Source organism: Pedobacter sp. AC163, assembly GCF_979258665.1.
Genome location: NZ_OZ409872.1, coordinates 929756 through 950155 on the forward strand (window position 1 = coordinate 929756; position 20400 = coordinate 950155).

17 protein-coding genes are annotated in these 20400 nt (G+C 38.7%); all 17 read right to left on the reverse strand.

The annotated features are described in order from the left end of the window. Positions 1-9: 9 nt before the first annotated feature. Positions 10-2739 carry a TonB-dependent receptor domain-containing protein gene (locus ACZZZK_RS03860; RefSeq protein WP_463482961.1) on the reverse strand — a complete coding sequence of 910 codons (2730 nt, stop codon included), beginning with the start codon at positions 2737-2739 and terminating at the stop codon, positions 10-12. Positions 2740-2748: 9 nt separating this feature from the next. Next, the gene (locus ACZZZK_RS03865; RefSeq protein ID WP_463482962.1) at positions 2749-3774 is read right to left on the reverse strand and encodes a FecR family protein; all 1026 of its coding nucleotides are present in this window, start codon (positions 3772-3774) and stop codon (positions 2749-2751) included. A gap of 81 nt (positions 3775-3855) precedes the next feature. Then, entirely contained in the window at positions 3856-4470 is a 615-nt protein-coding gene (locus tag ACZZZK_RS03870) for an RNA polymerase sigma factor (protein WP_463482963.1), read from the reverse strand. A gap of 65 nt (positions 4471-4535) precedes the next feature. Further along, positions 4536-6098: a S41 family peptidase gene (locus tag ACZZZK_RS03875; RefSeq protein ID WP_463482964.1), complete on the reverse strand. Its 1563-nt coding sequence runs from the start codon at positions 6096-6098 to the stop codon at positions 4536-4538. Beyond that, on the reverse strand, positions 6004-7860 hold the full coding sequence (locus tag ACZZZK_RS03880) for an STN and carboxypeptidase regulatory-like domain-containing protein (RefSeq protein ID WP_463482965.1): 1857 nt from the start codon (positions 7858-7860) through the stop codon (positions 6004-6006). Before ACZZZK_RS03880 ends, ACZZZK_RS03875 begins: the two co-directional genes overlap by 95 nt. 3 nt (positions 7861-7863) lie before the next feature. Continuing rightward, complete coding sequence (locus tag ACZZZK_RS03885; protein WP_463482966.1) at positions 7864-8805, reverse strand: FecR family protein; 942 nt, start codon at positions 8803-8805, stop codon at positions 7864-7866. A gap of 4 nt (positions 8806-8809) precedes the next feature. After that, entirely contained in the window at positions 8810-9373 is a 564-nt protein-coding gene (locus ACZZZK_RS03890) for an RNA polymerase sigma-70 factor (protein WP_463482967.1), read from the reverse strand. 42 nt (positions 9374-9415) lie between these two features. Beyond that, complete coding sequence (locus ACZZZK_RS03895; protein WP_463482968.1) at positions 9416-10207, reverse strand: SDR family NAD(P)-dependent oxidoreductase; 792 nt, start codon at positions 10205-10207, stop codon at positions 9416-9418. Between the two features lies 1 nt (position 10208). After that, on the reverse strand, positions 10209-11210 hold the full coding sequence (locus ACZZZK_RS03900) for an NAD-dependent epimerase/dehydratase family protein (RefSeq protein ID WP_463482969.1): 1002 nt from the start codon (positions 11208-11210) through the stop codon (positions 10209-10211). 1 nt (position 11211) lies between these two features. Next, positions 11212-11886 carry a DUF6134 family protein gene (locus ACZZZK_RS03905; protein ID WP_463482970.1) on the reverse strand — a complete coding sequence of 225 codons (675 nt, stop codon included), beginning with the start codon at positions 11884-11886 and terminating at the stop codon, positions 11212-11214. Positions 11887-12067: 181 nt separating this feature from the next. Next, positions 12068-12670 carry a hypothetical protein gene (locus tag ACZZZK_RS03910; protein ID WP_463482971.1) on the reverse strand — a complete coding sequence of 201 codons (603 nt, stop codon included), beginning with the start codon at positions 12668-12670 and terminating at the stop codon, positions 12068-12070. A 64-nt stretch (positions 12671-12734) separates the two neighbouring features. Continuing rightward, positions 12735-13706 (reverse strand): serine hydrolase domain-containing protein, encoded by a 972-nt coding sequence (locus ACZZZK_RS03915; RefSeq protein ID WP_463482972.1) that lies wholly within the window; start codon positions 13704-13706, stop codon positions 12735-12737. Between the two features lie 174 nt (positions 13707-13880). Further along, positions 13881-15230: a serine hydrolase domain-containing protein gene (locus ACZZZK_RS03920; protein WP_463482973.1), complete on the reverse strand. Its 1350-nt coding sequence runs from the start codon at positions 15228-15230 to the stop codon at positions 13881-13883. A gap of 265 nt (positions 15231-15495) precedes the next feature. After that, complete coding sequence (locus ACZZZK_RS03925) at positions 15496-16011, reverse strand: hypothetical protein (RefSeq protein WP_463482974.1); 516 nt, start codon at positions 16009-16011, stop codon at positions 15496-15498. After that, entirely contained in the window at positions 16008-16217 is a 210-nt protein-coding gene (locus ACZZZK_RS03930; protein ID WP_463482975.1) for a hypothetical protein, read from the reverse strand. The genes ACZZZK_RS03925 and ACZZZK_RS03930 overlap by 4 nt, the downstream gene beginning before the upstream one ends. Further along, positions 16214-16828, reverse strand: a complete 615-nt coding sequence (locus ACZZZK_RS03935; protein ID WP_463482976.1) for a hypothetical protein — start codon at positions 16826-16828, stop codon at positions 16214-16216. Before ACZZZK_RS03935 ends, ACZZZK_RS03930 begins: the two co-directional genes overlap by 4 nt. A 26-nt stretch (positions 16829-16854) precedes the next feature. Next, the gene (locus ACZZZK_RS03940; protein WP_463482977.1) at positions 16855-19437 is read right to left on the reverse strand and encodes a TonB-dependent receptor domain-containing protein; all 2583 of its coding nucleotides are present in this window, start codon (positions 19435-19437) and stop codon (positions 16855-16857) included. Positions 19438-20400: the final 963 nt, after the last annotated feature.

A 20400-nucleotide genomic window follows, 5' to 3' on the forward strand; every position in this document is an offset into this window, starting at 1 on the left:
TCAGGATCTTTATTTTCGTACGCGGCCGGTTTCTGCCTCATTACCTGTACTTCTTTGATTTGCTTTGAGCTTATCGCTTCCGAACTTGTAACTCGCTGAAAAACCAACTCTTCTTAGATCCCCATAGTTTTTATATTCCTGCCTGATATCATTGGTATATCCAGTGATTTTGGGAGCATTCGTTTTAAATATATCAGAGCCATTAACACCCAATTGAAGCTGTTTATTTAAAAGGAGAAGTTTAAATCCAATAGTCAAATCCTGAAAGTGGCCCAATTCGTACTGCGTAACTGCAGCGGGTAACTGGTACCAATAATTAAGTTCGGCAAAGATCGTCTTTCCAGAATTGATGGCGAATGAGTTTGTTGTCGAAAAAAATCCACTCAAACTTTTCGATTTAGATCTGAGTACATTCAAAGCCATATTTGAATAGTTGTAATAGGCCATCATCAGGTTGTTGCTTTCCCAGATATCAGCCACTTGAAAAGAATAATTCTGTGATATTCCTACAGTGTGAAAGGTAGCATAATTTTCATAGATATAAGCTTGCTTGGAACTTTCCGCAGACACATAAGTCACACGCTCATACCAATTGGCAGTTTTGGAAGCATATATTTTCGTAGTCCAGTTGGTTTTGTAATTATAAGAAAATTCGACATTGTCGATAGATTCGGGTTTCAGGAAGGGGTTCCCCGCACGGTAGGAAGACAGATTCAGGTACCAGCGAAAAGGGTTTAAGGCCTCATAGGATGGGCGGTTAATTCTTCTACCATAGCTCAAAGAGAATTTATGGCTTTCTTGAGGACTGTAACTCAGATAGGCTGAGGGAAAAAAGGAGTGATATCTTCGCTGATTATTTTGATTGAGAGAGAGAGACATCCCTTCAGTAATGGTCGATTCAAATCTTATTCCAACTTTAGCCTCCCATTTGCCAATTTTTTTATAGGCTGAGGCATATGTTGCATAAATATGCTCTTTATAACGAAACTGGTCGGTTTGCATCGAGTCAGCAGTGAAATTCTGAAAACCTATGTCGTTTTCATTGTTTATAAAACTCAGTTTACCTCCCAGTTCGATCTTTGCCCAATTGTAAGGTAACTCTGCATCAATATTGGAAGTGTAAATTTCCATATTCTGATTACCCCAATTAGCGGCAGATAACTGGTTGGATCCAATTGCGCCATTTCCATTAAGGCTACTCCCTGTCTCATTGCTGGCAAAACGCCTTTCCCGCAAATTTTTATAAGAGAAGTAATCAGCTGCCACATTGACTTTTTTGCCTAAGGTGTCAAGCTTCAGGATGTAATAAATGCCCGAGTTACTGTAATCAACAGTACTCAGTGTATTACCTGCAGTGATTGAGCTAAACAATCCGTTATTTGCCTGCGGAAAGGTGACGAAGATATGGTCTTCACTATCTGGCGAGGATTTCGTTCCCGAATACTGGGCGCCAATAATTCCATTTCGATTAATTTGATAATCTGCGCTGATGCTGCCAGTAATATAACGGTTATAGGCACGCACAGTTTCGCTCGAAAGGCGGGGTCCGCTTATATAAAAAATCTTTTCATCTGCCGTCTCCTTAACCGATCCGTCACCAGTGCTTAAGTTGGCTGAGAGGGAAAGTTTATTTCTTTTATAATTCAAACCCGCACTAATATTGGCTGTTGCATAGGTTGCTTGCGAATATGCCGCCGATACATTCCCATTGAAGTTCTCTCCTGTACTTTTTCGCAGCTTTATATTGATCAGCCCACTATTACCCTGGGCATCATATTTCGCTGATGGATTGGTAATGACTTCAACTGTTGAAATATCATCAGATCGCAACGTTTGGAGATAATTCAACAGATCATTATCGGATAACGTTAAAAGTCTATCATTGATCATCACTTTGACTTTGCCTTTTCCAGCAAGGCTAATTGCGTTTGCGGAAATTTGTATGCCAGGTACTTTACGAAGGAGTTGGATGCCGTCATTTCCCATTGCGGTAACGCTTTTGTCAACATTAAAAATATACCGGTCAACTTTCTGCTCAACCAGTGATCGCTTTCTGGAAATGGTTACTTCCTCAAGCTTCACTGCTTTTGATTCTAAAACAATGATGGAAACCAGGTCAGGATCTAATGGAACGGATCCACCCAGTGAGAAAGTCTTGGTTGTATATGGATTTTTTCCAAATGCGGAAATTCTGATCATATAAGTGCCTGCTTTAACAGCTACAAACTTGAAGTTACCATCTAGATCAGTTAAACCATTTTTTACCGTAGCTGAATCCGGCGCTCTCAGTAGCACTACCGATGTATAACCCATAGGTGCCTGATGTTCATCCACTACCCGTCCCACTACCTGATCCTTTGGCAAAGAATCCAGTTCGGGCAGCTTTAATGCCTTTAGCTGGCTTGCCTGATTAATTTTTAAGATGGGCTTGGGAAATATTGAGTAGTTCAGTGAATCCACCTTATACCAGGAAAGATTTGTTGAAGCTAATAATTTGTTCAGCACCTCACTGATTTTTCTTCCTTTGTATACATGGGCCTGATATTTTACTTTCTTACCAGTAACATTTGCTTCTTCATATAGGAAGTTGACTTTGTATGTTGCTGTCAAGGTCTTGAGTACGTCCGCAAGGGATCTCTGCTCTTCAATAGCCTTCATCTGGCTAAGTGCGGGTGCAGAACCGAAAAGAATGATAAAAGTTAAACTGAACAACATTCCTATTGTTAAATGCTTTCTCATGACTCTTCCTTAATTTGCTTTAATAATAAGTTCACGAGTTTCCTTGTTTATTGTAATGCTGAGGTTCAAGGTCTTTGCGATTGTTTCAAGTAAAACCTTTTCACTCATCGAACTCATTGATCCAGAAAGTCTTCTTGATAAAATCTGTGGGTCCTCAACCTTGACTTTATAGCCGTATATGTCCTCGAAATAATTGAATACTTTGGAAAGCGCTACGTTTCTAAAAAACAGCTTTCCATCTTTCCATGAAGTATGTTCTTTTACATTGGCCGGTTTCTTTTTTATTTCTCCGCCTGCATACTCTACAATATCACCGGGTATAAGAGTTAGTGGCGTCACTTGTTTATCACGAAGGTCCAAGCTGATCTTTCCATCCAGCAAGGCAACTTCTGTTTGGCCTCTCCTATCTTTGACGTTAAAAGAAGTCCCCAGCACTTCTATGTTGAAGGCACCAGTATGAACCACAAAACGTTGATGATTTTTGATTGGCCCATTTTTATGGAGATGATTTACCCTTAGAAAGGCTTCTCCCTCAATCCAGACTTCCCTGATCTCATCCTCATTCCAGTGCCGGTCATATCTGATATTTGAGTTTGCATTCAAAGTCACCTTTGATCCGTCAGGTAAGCTGACTGTCTGCATTTCGCCGTAAGGCGTCATGATGATAACTTGCTGAAAACTCAAGTAAAGTAGACCAACGGCAAAAAAAACTCCAATTAGCATAGCTGCTGCCGCATAGCGTGGCCAAAGCCTTATCGCTTTTGGAGCTTTAGTGTCGAGCCTAATTTCACGATTAATATTATCCCACACCTCCTGCTGTTCTTTTTTGCCCATTACCATGGCTTCGAAACGCATGGATAAAACGATATTTTTTGCCTCTGCGATAACTGGGTTTAAAGCAGGGAATGCTTTTTGGATATTCTTCCATTTTACATCGAGCTCGTTGTTCGGCTGACTAATCCATAGGATGAAAGATCTGTCGTTTATCAAATCATTCAGCGTATAAGAATGGTAGTCACTTAATTGTTTCTTCATCTAAACTGTTTTGATCCGATTAGCTGACGAAGTCACATTTTACCCCACGAAAAGGGATAGTTTTTCGTAAATAACTGATAGTTAATTTATTAAATTTAACCTGAAAACCAAATAAATGATCATTAGATCTTCTTTTGATAAGTTGCTCCTTAAGAATTCCAGGGATCTAGCCATTAGCTTATAACTGCCCTTAACAGTAATCCCCATCACTTCTGCGATCTCTTCGAATGAGAGCTGCTCATAAAATTTAAGGAAAATAGCCTCTCTCTGCCGGGCTGTAAGTTTTAAAATCGTATTCTGTAATCTTTCGCTTATCTGTTTCCGTCTTTCATCCTCTATAAGTGACTGTTCAATATTCAGACTGACATTGAATTCATAATCTTCCGTTTCCTCAAAGTGATCGTTCTTCTGCAACCAGTTTATCTTTTTAAGAATAAGATGTCTGAAAGATTTATAAAGGTAGTTTTTAATGTGATCTGGATTGCCGATTGAATTCCGGGAAGTCCATAGCTGTACAAAGAGTTCCTGGATACAATCCTTGATCAGATCTCTATCAACGGAAAATTTTGCACCATAGTTGAACAAGCCACTGGAATATTTTTGGTAAATAAGGGAAAAAGCGGCAGCATCTCCATTTTTGAAGGCTTTCCAATAAAAACCTTCAGATTTGCCTAAACTTAAATATGGTGTTTGCAATAGATTTCTTTTGGTGCTAAAATAGCAATATTAAACTGCTTTCGGTGAGTGAGTCTGAGTATATCTTAAAAGTCAGTGTTGCTGGGATTACGAAGAATTATTTCCAATGCCTGATCACGAAATAATAGATCCTGATAAAATCCTCCGTAAAACGTTGATTGGTTTTCGGCATAATTCAACTCTACGTTTACAGGAATTCCGTATCCTTCATATATTTGGCCAAAGGCATCATTATAAATTTCATTAGATAGGCAAAATGCCCACCCATTTGGCAATTCCTTCCAGAGCATTCCCGATAGAATGCCGGAACTTTTACTTCCTATCCTTTTAATCTCTGGGTAGCTTATTGATGCTAAAGCAAGAATTTCTGCAGCACTTGCTGTTTGTGGGCTGATTAATACTTTCACTGGGACGCTCATATGATTTTTGGATGGGTGGAGAATGTATTGCTGGATGTGTGTGTTTTCAGGAACTTTTTTTGCGGAAACGGACATCACCTTTTTTTTGACACCAATGAGAAAACTTAAGATTTTCAGTGCAACAGTTTCATAGCCGCGACAATTGAATCGAAGGTCAATCACCACTGACTCTGCATTTTTGAAATCCCGCACAACTTGCTTCATTACCAGATCTGCCCCGTCTAACTCATCCTTCAGCAATTTCAATGGCGATTTTGTCTTACTGATATTGTTATAATCGGCATCAAACCCGGTTGAAAATTGTTGATCTTCAGGTATATAATTTGCAAATTTATCCATATCCGTTACCAATATGTAGCCAATTCTTGTGCTTTTAAGATATCCCCATTGAAGAACACCACCGTTATATGATTTTATCTGTGGAATGTATGCACCGGTTAAATCGGCTAACAATTCCTTTTTTGATTTCATAGTTGACATACTGGACGGCACTTTTAAAATCGTTTTCAGCGTATCAGGAAGGCTAAGCCTGATATGCCCATCTCCGATCTTACCGATAATCGCCCTGAGCACAACCGCGAATTCTGAATCTGATTTAACACGTTCAACAATCGGTAAATATTTTTCATAAACCTCGTTCCAATTGATTTTTCTTTCCTTGAAAAAAGCATAGTTGTTTTGAAAGGTTTCCCAGAAAACTCTAAAATTCACCAGATAGCTTCTGTTCAGCCCAGGCGAAAGCTGATAGAATGCTGGCAGTGAATCCGAGGACGTAAATTTGTAATCAACGATTCCGCCGGGATTTAGGATAAGTTCTTTTTTTCCAACATAAACCAGCTTAAAACGTTCGTAAAACAAACCTTGTACGAGGGGTTTACAGCCTGTCTGGTCAATATTATAATAGGAATAGGTACTGTCATTGATTTTCAGTACCCGATCATATCCTTGCTGCATCCAGAGTGTGTTCATTATTTCTTTAGGAACCATCTGAGCGGATAACCGGGCGCCCAGAAGGAAGAAAAACGCTAGTGGTGCAGTTAGTTTTGAATAATTCATATTTTCTTTTGTCCGAAAGCCAATTTTAGATCGGCGGGAAACTATAATATAATACTGGTTACAATAGGACAATGCCGGCACTCCAGCCCAGCCATCCTGAATATCCGGGTTTTGAGAAGTTAAAGCGGCTTTGCCTTTCTTGCAGCAATCCATAATTGCCAATCTTATCTTTCTGCATGCTATAGTAAGCGTTTAGTGACGGACCGCCCTGAACTGACAACCACGTATTTAGCCTGAAGTTAATAGCCGTTTCAAATTTGTTTAACAGGTTTAAATGTTTCCAACTACCCTGGTAAACATATTGGGAACTAAGTTCAGGATTAAGGGTAAATTGTCTGAGGATGTTTATTTCAGTTCCAAAGCCTAAACCGGTAGTATAATGCTCTTGAGCTGATTTTCGGTTCGCCCCGAACGCCAGCAGGTTATAAAATCTCCTACTTCCACCTTTATAGGTGAAATTGAATTGGGTACTTTCATTTGTTGTAAGGGCAAACTTATGATAGCCATTGAGCGCAATATTTATCAAACCAATCGAATAACCGTCGTTTCTGTCAGCCAGATTTAAAAGACCTATCTGCAGTCCCTTTAGGTCTTTGGTATAATTTATGGCACCAATCTGTGCTCCAAGGGTGAGCTCTTTTGTCAAGTTCAGCAACCCAGCAACACTTACTGCTTTTGAACGCTTGTTAAGATTCATGATTCCACTGATCTGTACCCCGCCAACCTGTTCTCCGACCCGGTTAACGCCAATTCCGATCTGGATTCCCTTAGTGTCACTGGAAACAGAATTAACTGTTCCGATCTGTACTCCATGCAGGGTCTTGCCCAACATATTCAGACCGGATGTTACCTGGACACCATTGAAATCACCCATGACACGATTCAAGAGTGTGCTCGCCTGCAAGCCGGTAAAGTCTTGTTTCACGAAATTAAACAATAGCGAAGCCTGGGCTGCCTGGACGTTAGCTAAGTCATAATTAAAAAATCCTCCTATCTGTGCTCCTTGGACTCTTCCGCCTACCAAATTAAAAATTCCTGCAAATTGAAAATACTGAACATCGCTTTTATCAATATTGAACACTAATCCAAGTTCTGCCCATCTTACGCCTGCGCTGTAAGCTCCGATTGCATTGACAGATAAACGGTTCACAACCTGCCCGCTCAAAGATCCGTGAGTACTTAGGCCTGGGGTTAATGAAAGCTGATATGGTGCACTGGAAATATAGTTACCAATGTTTATGGATTGAATTTTCTGTTTTGTTGTAATTAGCGAACTGCCCAGCCAGGTTCTTTCGATGCCTGATAGGTCACCGTCGCGGAAACTTTCGTGTCTTCCTTGCCCGCTACTGCGCACATGAACCTCATCAAGGAAATGAATAAGCGTCGATTTGTAATTTGCTTTGGTAATGGTTAAAGAAATAGGCTGAGTTATGTTTTTCAGTTTGATACTGAAGTAACCTTTCGAGTCTGACAGCTCGGACACGAGTAAGTTTTTTTCAAAAATACTTGCTCCTGCAACCGGGCGTTCAGTTGTCACATCAATTATCTGACCACTGATAGTAAAAGCGCCAACATCACCAGAAGACTCCTGCAAGAGCAGTTTTAATTCGCCGGGCGCATATCTTAAGATGATAAAATTTTCCGACTGACGGTATTCAAAACGGTGATCAAGCAGCTTATCAAGTACTTCGGCAATGCTCATATTGGTTCCATGAAAAGAGACTAAACTATCAGCTGGAATAATATCACTCTTGTAGGAAAACCTAAATCCGCCTTCTTTCTCAAGTTTTGAAAGTAATACACTCAACTTTTGTTTATCTACCTGAATAGAGACATTTCTGGACAGGTTGTCCTGAGCTTTGAGCTTAAAAATAGCGATACAGAACAGCAGCAGTGTTAATTTGGATATTCTCATCTGCTACTTCAATATAATGCTGTCATGATGATATTCCACTGTTATTTTGAATGTTTCAGCAACAACCTTTAATATATCCTTTAATGATTCATCTTTAAATGTTGCTGTTAATGCCAGTGAATCCAACTCTGGACTGGATAGGATTATCCTAGTCTTGAATTTTTCATCAAGCACATTTGCCAGCTCTTTTAAGGGGGTATTTACACATACCAGCTCCTTGGAATAGTAATAGCTATAGAGTTTGCCACTATTTTTTTCTTTTTTTAAATGCGCATTATTTACACCAATTTCAGCTTTTTCGCCGGCATTAAGCTGAATGCTCTCTTTTTGATTTTTTACCCTGACCACACCTTTCTCCACAATGACCAAAGTTTGCCCATTCATGGTTTTGACATTAAATTCAGTTCCTACTACGGTGATACTGATTTGATTTACATGGATGACAAATGGCTTTGATTTATCCGGTCTTACTTTGAAAAATGCTTCCCCCTGCAACCGAACCTCCCGCTCACTGGTAAAAGCCCCCCCCAGATAGGAAATATTGGATTTTTTGTTCAGGGTTACCACAGAACCATCAGGCAGATCTTGGGTCATTACTTTCGCTGAGGTGCTGATGGTTAATCTCCTGACCATGATTTTGCTATAGAAAAAAAAACCACAGGTAATGGCAATAAGCAGTAATGCTGCATATTTCATCGAATTTCCAAAAAGAAAGTTTTGCTTTTGTTTCAAACGGTAATTCAGTCTTTGTAAAGCCTCAAACTGATCAACTCCGGAGACTACCTCAATATTGGTTGCATCAAGCATTGCTTTGTAGTCTGAGAGAATTTTTAAATTATCGTTATGCTCACCTGCCCACGCCTCCACAATTCTTTCTTCTGTGCCGTTCGCTTCTCCTGTCAGGTATCTGGCAAGCAAATCATCAGTTATGCTAATTTTATCCATTTATTTATTTTATCAGCAGAAAAATAAGTATCAGGAACTCAGTCATCCTGAGTCTAAGGATCTTTAATGCCTTACCCATCTGATTTTCTACAGTCTTTATCGATATGTTTAATTCCGTTGCTATTTCACTATACTTCATCTGCTCGAAACGGCTCATTTGGAATACAATCTGGCACCGTTCAGGGAGTTCATTAATAGCGGCATAAATCTGTCTGCGCAATTCCATCACCAGTATTTCAGATGTCAAATTACCTGAGCCATTGTGATGATCATTGTAATGAATACTAAATCTGTTACGCACTTTCTGGTGTTTAATATAATTCAGACTTTCGTTGCGTACCGATCGGTAGAGAAAAGACTTGAGAAATCCCTCATCTTTTAGTTGCGATCGTTTAGTCCATATCCTATAAAATACGTTCTGAACAATTTCTTCAGCATCCTCTTTTTCATGTATAATAGAAATGACGTACCTATGCAGAACATTAAAATATTTAAGGAACACGGTATCAAACGCCTGTTTATTACCGTTTTTTATTAACCCAAGTAGCTGGTCGTCGCTTTTGTCCAATTTTACAGTTTTTGGGTATGATTTTCACTCCGTATCGAGTATTTACGCATCAAATGAAATTCTTTTTAGATTTTGTTGTACAAGGATTTGTTTCAAAGATGAGGGGATAATTTTATCAAGCATTAAAAGAAAACGATTTGCAAATCCCGGAATAATTTCTTTCTTACCCCTGAGCAATCCATTGATGGCTATCTTTGCTACATAATCGGCTTCTAATATGGTAATCCTGGCAAAACCTTTTAAGCTATTGTTCAGCACAAGTAGCTCTGGCTTTGTATTTATCCCGCCGGGACTTAGTAAGCTGATATTTATATTGGATTTATGAAATTCCAACTGTAGGCAACGGGTAAAATAACTTACGAAAGACTTTGTTGCACCATAAACCTGCTTTCTTGGAAGGATAAAATGACCACCAAGGCTCCCGACATTCAAAAGAAAGCTTGGAGATTTCTTATCGATGTGATTAAGGAAATATTTGGTTAACAGGACAGTATTTGTAATGTTCAGAGCGATCTGGGTTTCGTAAAAATCGCCGCTTTTTTCTTCAAACCCCGACCAGTTGCCAAGGCCTGCATTATTAATCAGCATATTGATTGTGAGTTGATGAGAATTTATAGTTTGAAAAATTTCTTTAGCGGAGCTCGATTGTGTTAAATCTATTTCTATGCATAATATATCGCACTGAAAATTCCTTCTGAGGTAATTTGCCAAAAATTCCAGACCACTATCTGGCAAAGAGATCAGAACCAGGTCCGCCCCTCTTTTGGCCAGTTCAATTGCGAAAGACTTTCCTAGTCCTTGACTGGCGCCTGTAATGAGGACTGTTTTTTTCATCTTAATCTCTAAAATAATTTACAGCTTTGACCATTCCGGAAAAGAAAGGCGTGATCTCATAGTTTAATTCATTAATCGCCTTTAAAGAAGAATACTGCTGGTTTGCTTTAAGTCTGTCGGCAAATTCAGGAAGTAGCTTTGGTTTACCGTCGAAAATTCCAGCTCTGAAGAACTCCAACAGACTATACGTCTTGATAATACCTAACGGCATCTTGTATAGTTTCCGTTTTAGCCCGGTTATTTCTGATAACGTTTCAAAAAATTCGTTAAATGAAACATCGTCTCCACCTAAAATGTATCGCTCTCCGTTTTTTCCGTTCCACATTGCCAGAGCATGTCCGTTCACTACGTCGTCGATGAAGGCATAGTTGGCAATTGCCTTACCATTTCCTGGTATAAGGCGCCAACTACCCTTAATATATCCGTTCACCATTTTACCCACCGTGTTGCTGTCTGTTACCGGACCATCGCCATACACTCGCGATGGATTTACGATAACAACATCCAAACCTTTGTCTATAAACTTTTTCACTTCTACTTCGGCAAGATATTTGGTCCGTTCATACGTTATTGGAAAGCCTACAGCCCTTGGGTCATTTTCAGAAATGGGAAGATTCAGCGTCGGTCCCCATACGCCGCATGTGGAAGTATGCACTACCCTTTCTATTCCAAGATCTAGCGCACAAGCCAATACATTGCGCGTTCCAACCACATTTACGTTGTAAAATTCATTTTCATTTCTACACCACATCTTTGCCATCGCAGCAGTATGAAAGACCTGATAACATCCATCCATAGCCGCCTTTAGTTCTCCAATGTTTAAGATATCACCTTTTATGAAATGGATATTTCTATGGTGCAACAGAAAAGGGTGCTTTAAGTTCCTGCAAAGTGCCTTGACTTCATATCCCATTTCAGCTAGCATCAGACACAGTTTTCTACCAATAAATCCTGATGCTCCGGTCACCATCACTTTTAAGTATTTGTTGTTTACCGCTTCCATACTATACAAGTTCCATCGTTATAGTATAAAGAGAATGGTTGATGGTAATAAGCTTACAAATGTTATTATCAAAATAGTATTCATTGTAATTACCATCCGGAAGATTGACCCTATATTTATGGGCAGCTATCTTTTTAATATCCACGAAGGATTGATAGTGATCAGAATACATTGGTTTAAGATCGACCGGCTCTTTAATATACAAGGACATCATATTCCTGCTAATCTGATGCTTAAAGCTTGTCAGCTTTGTTCCATCCTGCAATTGATACCCATCTTTTGTCAAGCTCGTCTTTCGGATGCCCTTGGCATTTCCGTTGACCATCCTGCTAACGGCAGAATAAATTAACTTTTCTCCCGCAAAATGCGCTAAGTCTTCAGTTTTCACATTGATTCTGAAGATTAAACGGGTATTGATTTCGGAAGTTATTTTAAGCAAAATATTTTCACCTTCGCTTTCCTGATTAAAGTAAAGCTTGCCGATTAGCTCGCCGTTTCGTTTAATATTATAAACTTTTCGAAGTTTTTCCGCGAATACTAATTGGTTGGAGCATATCAACAGCATCACTAAAAAAACACTCCGACATATTTTAACGGCTTTAATCCGAACGTTTCTCTTCTTAACCATGGGTAAAATGTATGTCCTGGAAAACCAGATAACTATTGCTGCAATCATAATCGTTTTGTTTATTTAGTTATAGTACAACTAAGAACAGCTTTACCCCTATTACCCTAAAAAAAATATTGTAGCTATAAACATTCGATTTGGTCAGGCCTTCTACATTCCGAGGCACTATTTCGCTACGGGCAATGCTACCACGTTTTCTGGAATCAGCAAAGCAACAGATGGGATCGGCTTACTTATAAAGACTCGAACCATCAATGGATCCGCCTGCGGCCACCGATTGTGTATTTGACAGCTCAGTCCTTAGTCTTCCTTTAACCAAGACTTGTATGTTGACAAATCCCTTTTGCTCCAGATTGGCTGCATCCAAATGCCATCTATTGTTCGAAAACTTTTTATATGAAATGATATAGGGCAGATTTACAGAGGCGACCGATACCTTATTACCGACATCATCCAGATATGATAAACTGGCTGTTTTTGTATCTATACCCCAAATCCTGTATTCTAAAATGTTCCGGTAGCTGTAAATCGTATATTTCTGATTTCCAGAGATTTCAAAGCCAAAGCTGCGGTTGTCACTCGCCGGCGCTTCAATTGAAAAGTTATCGATCCCAAGATTAGTGGCGATCTTTTTGGACTTACCTGATTCCAAAGAAAACCTTTCCCCACTTTGAGTATTGATGATTACTACTTCTGCTCCTGACTCATTGTTGACTTCAAGACTACCCATATTTGGATTTTCTTTTTTACATGAGAAAAAGAACGTAGTAAATAATAACAGTGTTAATAAAGTTTTAAGGTTGTTTTTGATTGTTGATTTTCTATTTATCATTGTTTTTTATATTTGTGTAATTTAAAATTTGTAATTAATCTATATACTGATGCCTGATGATTGTTCAGGATATGAAATGTGGAATAATGTATCTGGCCAGAATCTCAAAAGCCTGCTTCGCTTTGAAGGTCTTATAATTGCCCTGCGTAAAAACTACGGTGAGGTTTAAACGCTTGATAACAAAAATGTATTGTCCCCCGTTACCAGAGGCAAATAAGACATCTTCTTGAAAACGGTCAGATTTTATCATTTCTCTATACCAGTAATATCCATAGTACGCCTGCTGCGGATATGCAGCTTTAGTACGGCTGGTTTTCACATAGGAAAAATCAGGTATCTCAATATTACATTCAGTTGAGCGCTGAATCCAATTTTTTGAAATTATGCTCCTACCATTCCAAATCCCATCGTCTTTAACAAGCTGACCCAGTTTGATCATATCAATCGGCCTGATGTAGAAAGATCCCGCCGTCATGCCGTTACCGGATGGATCAGTGCTCCATTTGTATTTCGATATATTCAGAGGCTTAAACAGGTACTTATCCGCAAATTTCATTACAGTCATATGAGTGGCTCTTCGCAATACGCCACTGAGAATCATAGGATCAGCAGAAGTATACGCCCAGATTTCCCCGGGTTTATGGATCATTTTGATTCCAAGGGCATATTTCACCCAGTTATCGCTCATGCTCATTTCATCTTCGCAATCCTTAGTTTCATTGAATTCTTCACAGTCAAGTCCCGATTTCATTTCCAGAAGGTTTCTGATGGTGAGTAACTTTTTGAGCGGGTCTTCTTTCAGCCATGGATATTCAGGAAAGAATTCATAGATCTTTTGATCGACACTCTTTATAAAACCCTTGTCTATCGCTATACCGATCAACAAACTCGTGACTGATTTAAATGAAGATCTGGAATCATGGAGAGAATCGCGTGTATAACCGTTAAAATAGGCCTCCATCACTAAATCCTTTCCCCGGGCAATCAATAAGCTATGGATTTTCGGATAATGACTAACAGATATGGAATCTTTCAATCTAATAAGCAGAGAGTCCTGGGGCTTCACACACAATGAAGCAAAAGAGGTGATAAAGCATAAATAAAAGAATATGCTGAAAAAAATTTTTTTTATCATGTTCACAAAGGCATTAGCCAATAGGCTTGTTTTTTTGAGTATAATTCGAAATTTGTTATTTAAAGGCACTTATCTTTAACGTTCTGCGGCTTCGGATTTTGTGAGTATAATCTTCTTTCCCCGCTGCGAAAAAATCAACTTCTTCTCATCCATTCTGAATTCTATTTGAAGACCGATCGCCGACCGTCCGAATTTATCTTTATCCAGTGGCTCCAGTTCAAACGCCGACTGTCCATTTGCCTGAGCCTTTAGCTTATTTCCATCCCGGAAGATTTGTAGTTTCAGGGGAAGAGAATCGGACGAATAATAACCAGCATATTTATCCAGTGTTGCTGTCTCAACAACATACTTTTTGAAATTTGGGAGTGTGCTTTCCTTAAGGTAAATATTGTCCAGTACCGCTATCGCAAGGTTGTTTGAGGAAAATACCTGGCCGTTTAAGCAAATAGAAATGGTTAAGCTATCTGCCGGATTGAATAAGGTTAATGAATGGGTTCCGAATGTATCTCCTCCATGACCATATAATATTTTGCCAAAATACGGGATTTGCATCAGTCCTGCACCGAAAGATTTACGTGGCATACCCTTCATTGTCTTTAGGCTTATTTCTTTTACCAGGCCTTGATTAAATAGTGCATAGGTTATTTTATTCAGTTCTAATGGTGTAGAAACAACATCTCCGACACCAATTACATTTGCAAAGTGTAAGTCTGTTATTTCCTGCCATTTCTTATCAAAATGGTAAGGTTTAATCGCAACATCTGATTTTATATTTCTGGGCATAGAATAGGTAGAGTTCAGCTGAAGCGGATTGACTATCTGTTTCTGTAAAACATAGCTATACGGTTTTTTGTATTCCTTCTCGAGAATCCGGGCAAGTAGATAATATCCCGTATTGGAATACATTACACTGTCTCCCGGCTGAAATTTAACGCCCTGCCTATTGATTTCCATAAGAATTTCCTTTGGTTTTCTGGGCTGTATAAGCCACTTGGACAAACTATCCTGTTTGGTAAGGTAATCCCGCAGGCCGCTGGAATGGGACAATAGATGATCCAGGGTTATTTTATTTGCATTGGGTAAATCCGGGAAGTACTTTGATAACTTATCAGACAGATCAATTTTTCCTATATCAGCCAGCTGAAATATCATTGTTGCTGTCAGCATTTTGGTAATAGATCCTACATGGTAATTAATGGTTGCATTGGAATCAACCGGTAGTTCTAAATTTCCCTGTCCAAAATTCCTGGTGTACATTTCTTTTCCACCCTTACTGATTGCTACAGTTCCGATCGCTTTATTATGGTTTGCGAGATGGTTAAAAAGTTCATCTAGCTTTGACTTGTCTACTGTTTGCGCCAGACTTTTACTAAGGAAAACACCAAGAAAAATGGTGATTAACGTCATTGTACTATTTAATTTCATGTATTAATGGTTTGTAAAAAAAATTGTTTAAAATTGATTTTTGTCGGTTTGATAACCTTCGATTCACCGCCTTGGATAATGGATAGTGAGGTTCTTTAAGCTACATCGCGAACGATTTCTTATCTGTATTTTCTGCGCCACTTATTGGCAAGAAGGACGGACGAATGGTATTTTATGGTTTATATTTTTTTTACATAGAGTGATAAAGGGGGTGAGGCCTTGTGTGCTGATTAGCGATGACTGAAAGATCTTACGCGACTACCACTCATGGTGAGGTCCATACAACTTTTTTTGACCATTGCCCGTTAGGTGTCTGAGCTGCTTCCTGTTGCCATTCAAGGTCTGATAGTTGATCATCGTAGATGAAAGTTGTTTTCTTTTCGGTCTTTTCAGTCACTTTGATCGGGCAGTCGATTTTGGTGCTATCACAGATGCTGCGGAATTCTTCATTCTCTACGCCATCAGATTTCGCAGGGGTATATATAATGTCAGGCCGGCCGGAATTGCCCTCAATGAATCGATTGTGTTTATCATTGTACTTATAGCTGGGCTGTAAGGTATCATTGCCGATCAGCGAATGAAAATTGTTGTATAGCTTACCATAGATGCTTAGCTTATCTAGAATTTTCACAGCGTTATGGGACGCCATGTTCCAAGTACTTCCGATCTGCATGGGAAGGAATGAAAATGCTGACCGGTTTTTATCTTCGGAATCAGGATCAGGCAGGTTGCATGATAAACAGAAAAGGATCACTAAAGAAAGAATATGGATGTTTTTCATGGTGTTGGGCCGGTAGAAATGTCCTGAATGTGGATACTGAATTTCATGTCCAACCTTGGTGCGGCAAATCTAACGAATCCACCAATAGTGAAAATGGCTAAAAATAACCATGTCAATATCGCAAGGGGGTGCGCTTGGCATGAAAGAGAACTTCCTGCCTGAGCCGACGTCATGCCTTTATCGAATGGATAAGTGTTCCATCTCATATACTCAGGGTTTGTAAAGAAAAGTTATTAAAAAAATAAGCTTTTTTCGCTTTGATAACACGTGTTATTGAATGCAGCGCACAGGTAATAATAAAAGTGAACGGAATAAGCCAGAAGTGTAGACTATCCTTGACATTTGCGTTGATCCCTGCATCCCTATTTAACCAAAATCCTTTAAAACCAGAATCACCATACCAAAAACCTACCTGATGAGGTAAAAATATTTTGGCTATAGCCAGAGAAATTAAAATGAAAATGCATAGATACAGCAAACTTAGCAAAAGGTAGAACGAAGCGACGGACAACAAGGAGAAGTGCATTAATATTGTGTAAGAACTTGTTGGCTGGTCAAGGGCAACCGCTCGCTTTTCAGCAACCCAAGGTATAAGTACTATTTCTGGATTACCTAGTTTTTCAATAATTTCCAACATCATTGAATATTCATCATCCGGAGCCTTATCGGATAGTTCATGATAAATACGGCTGTTGAAATCTGAAAGAATATCAGCCTGATCAGCGGCCGATAGTTCAGCTACCATCTTTTTAACCCTCGAAATATATTTTTGGTACAACATGAGTGCCTCCTTGTCTTGAAATTCAAATTCCTTCATAAAATATCCTATTGACGATGGCACTTTTATTTAATTCGTTCAAGCTCTTCAACAGTTGTCTGTTTCTTATTATTTGTAGTCGTACTGCCACCGAATTTATAGCTCATAGAAAGATTGAATCTCCTGTTCTCGTTCCTATTGTAATAGGTTCCATAAAGATTGGCGAACTGATTTGTCCCTCTATTTATATAAGAATATAAAATGTCGGTTACCCCAGTTTTGATGATCGCTCTGGATTTCAGAAACGAATATTTTATGGCTGCGTCTATTCGATATCTTACATCAATGGTTCTGGCCAGCAACGCTCTTTTTGAACGGTAAAGTCCAATGACTTCAAATGTCAGGTCCTTTTTTAGTTTAAAGCTATTTAAAACCTGAAAACTATACGAAGCGCGCCTAACATCAATCAAATCATTAAGATATGGCGTCTGATAATGGTCATAAGAAAGATCACCGGTTGCATTGATGCTCCACCAATCGACCAGCTGCTCATTATAACTGGCAGAAAGGTACCAGGAATCATATTTATTGAAGTTACCGACGGTTTGTTTAGTAGCCCCGTTTTCACCGGCAAGGGAAGTAAAGTAATTATAGTAATTCGAAGTCCTGCTAAAACCTATTGAGGTATTCAACTTGCTATGGTAACCATAGCTTACTTCAAAGGAATTAGTTGTTTCAGGTACCAGCAAGGGATTTCCCTGAGTGTAAAAATAGGGAGACGAATAGCTGATGAAAGGGTTGAGGTCTTCATAACTTGGACGGCCTACTCTCCTGTTATAGGAAAGACCGATAGAATTTCCGTTAATCGCTTTAAGTATGGACATGCTCGGAAAGAACTGAAGATATTTTCGCCCAACTGCCTGGCCATTTGTCGGGGAAAAACCTGAATAGGTGGTGTGCTCTGCTCTGATTCCTGCTTGTAAATCAGTCGTTTTACCGATTTTCACCGTATAGTTCAGATAGGCTGCGTCAATGGTTTCATCATAATCAAATTGATTTGTTCTGTTGTTATCCGTCAAAAAGACATCTGCTAATTTAGATTGAAATAAAATTGAGCCTTTTGAACGGGTTAATGCTGTTTTCAGTCCAGCTCCAAAATTCCCGAGGTTTTCAGTTGAGTGGCTATAATCTGCCCTTATTACAATAAGATCTATTTTTTCTGAGGATTGATTGTTAATATATTCCGGGTTTGCTGATGCAGGGCGATCGATCTTGAAGAAACTATTGGTAAAGTGTGCCGAATTTTCTGATCGGTAACCGGTGTATGTGGCATCAAATTGCAATACCTGTTTATTGGCTGAAAAACTATGCTTCGAATTGAGGCCAATACCTTGGGTCGAAAAGCGAAAATCTCCTAGATTTAACGAACTGATGATCGAGTCGCTTAAATCAGACTTTCTGCTTCCAAAGTAAACATCCTGTACAAATCCACCATTACCTCGACTAGTGTTTGAGTTGACTATTATCCCAAAGATGTTATTATCATTGATAATCAAATCTGCGCCTAAACTCACAATCTGATTATTGGTCTTCTTATTGGATGTTTCATCCTGAAAATATTTTAAAGAAGGGATACGGTCAGATATTATTTTATCACTCAGATATTGAGTGGTCTGTTGGACATGCTGATAATTGTAATTAGCGAACAGATTCAACCTTTTTAGTTTATAGTTGATTTGTAATCCACTACCCGGGCGGAGGTTTTTCCCTAAAACAAATATGGAACTGATAGTACCATTCAAGCCCAGGTTAGTGCCTTTTTTTGTTTTGATATTAATTATACCGCCTTTTCCTTCAGCATCATACTTAGCAGATGGATTAGCGATCAATTCAATCTTATCAACTGAACCGGCGGGCATCGCCTGTAAAAGGCTAATCACCTGCGCTGCTGAGAGCTTGACAACTTTATCATCAATAGTTACGGTAACCCCTTGCTTGCCCATCAGTGTTAATTGATTATTGTCCATGGATACACCGGGAGATATTTCTAAGACATCAATCACGGATCCCCCCGTAGCCAAGGCACTATTGTCTACATTTACAATAGTTTTATCCAATCTTTTCTCAAACAGGGGTTTCTTTGCTACAATACTTACCTGCTCAAGCTGATTGACCATAGGGGTTAAAATAATCGTTGGTAAAATGATTCCCTTCTCTTCAGTTATTAAAAATACCTCAGACTTATTGTACAGGTAACCTACATTTACGACTTCCAGGAAATAGTTGCCCGCAGTAATGTTATTGAATATATATTTGCCGGAGAAATCTGTTGACTTAATGGCAACGATCACTCCGGTCTCTGCTTTTTTCAGCGTTATGGTGCAATTACTCAGGCTCAATCCATTAACGCCTGTTATCAAACCCGAAATCTCAGAGCTTTTATCGGAGTAAACGTTTCGAGTTTGGGAGGTCGAGAGCCGTAGAAAACCAGAATCATTTGCTTCAAACTGAATTAAATATGGCCACTTTGCTAACCTAGCCTGTTCCAAGTATTCAAATTTTTCATTGTTGTAATTAGTGTTAACAGCGTCACTATCATTTTTTAAATGGATATCTTCTTTACTTAGGGATTGATCAAGCGAAGCATGTACCTTACTAGTTACTATCAAAAACAGAAGTATGGATAATAGTGGTATAGCCTTTCTTCTTAAAGTAGATCTGAGTAAAGATGATTTAGTAACTGGTCTTATCATTATTATTATATGTCTGCATTGCTAAAGTATATGCTGATTTTAGTTGCGTTTATGAACTCATATTTCTTTGAATAAAAGTCACTGTAACATCCAGCTTTACAGGATAAGCATTCACCATCTTGCGACGAATTTTGGAGGTCAATGAATATAGTCTGTTTTAAACCTTTGATAATCGTTGATGGCCAACTACCAATTTGAAACTCAGAGGCACAAATTTAAAACTTATTTTTCAGTTATACAACTGAAAATACAGTTATTTAACTGGATATACAGTTATAACAAAAAATTTGTTAATTCACTCTTAATCAGAAATTACCCTATCTTTTCACAAAGATGGGGGATCAGATAACAGAAATTGGTTAACAATCAGTTAAAGAACAGTTAATGCCGAAGATGAATAATGTACAGGGATTGATACATGAGGCAATCTGTCATTAGACCCAAGAATATTGGTGACAATGCATTTATGTTTACCGATCTTACATTTGAAGAACCGGTTTTTGCTAGAATCTGAGATCAGTATTTTTTGAAGCATCGCAGATAATAGGTATTTTAAACCGTTTCTAGCATTGTTAAAATCAGGAAAATTAATGCCCTTTGAAATCAATGAATCCTCAAGTTTCTTTTTGAGAGGCCTGTCTATCTTGCTGCAATTTTGAGCAAAATGTCATGAATTGTTAAACAGTACCAATGAAAGACTGTATAATTGATTTTTTTATTACCTTTTTGGTGCTTAGTAGTATGCGATTAAGATTATAATTAATAATTGAAAAGATTCGAGATAGGAAAACTATTGAAATGGTAAAAATGCAAAGCAAATGTTTCAAAAGGTTACGAAATAATGTTACATCGGGGATAAGGTTCAACAGTATTCTTATA